The organism is Acidocella aquatica (assembly GCF_030160635.1).
GTDB classification, from domain to species: domain Bacteria; phylum Pseudomonadota; class Alphaproteobacteria; order Acetobacterales; family Acetobacteraceae; genus Acidocella; species Acidocella aquatica.
On sequence record NZ_BSOS01000116.1, the window covers coordinates 1 to 552 of the forward strand.

The following is a 552-nucleotide window of genomic DNA, read 5'->3' on the forward strand; positions in this document are numbered from 1 at the left end:
GATGGTCTCAGCCCGGTGGCTAAGTTGATTCCATCGGCTGCACTTCTTGGCTGGGACGTGCGGCCCAGGCGGCTCATAGAGTCCGATATAGCCGTTGGAGGCATGCCGTTTCACAATGCCGTGTTTTGCCCACCTAACCAAGGTGCACTCGGTGATGCCTAGCTTTGCGCAAGCCTCCGCTTTTGTCAGCATTCCCCGCTCACGCAGCCGGTCGTAGCGTGGGCGTAGGCCATATTGTTTGACAAGATAAATGACGCGCATGTCGGTGAACTGGGCGCCGGCCTGATCACGCCGCGCTGATCCGCCGGGGCGGATTCCTTTGGCATTCAGGATATCTGCGATTTCGGCGCAGATATGATCGTCGAGAAGCTTGTCGACCAGTTCTACCACCTCGGGCCGGGTCTTCACCTGCTGCGCGGAGGATTTAGGGTTCTGGGTGGTCAATGTCTCGGTCCTCCCGCCTCTGAAGCGGATGTGGATCCGGGTCTCTCCTTCAGCAGGGAATTTGAGCAGGGTGACGTCATCAACAAGATAGGCAAGAAGTCGCTTGCG

At 58.2% G+C, this 552-nt stretch carries 1 protein-coding gene; it reads right to left on the minus strand.

The window, feature by feature from the left end; translation table 11 throughout:
• Window positions 1-444: hypothetical protein (locus QQJ84_RS19155; RefSeq protein WP_408862252.1), on the minus strand; the 444-nt coding region annotated here is incomplete at its 3' end.
• Between the last annotated feature and the right edge of the window lie 108 nt (window positions 445-552).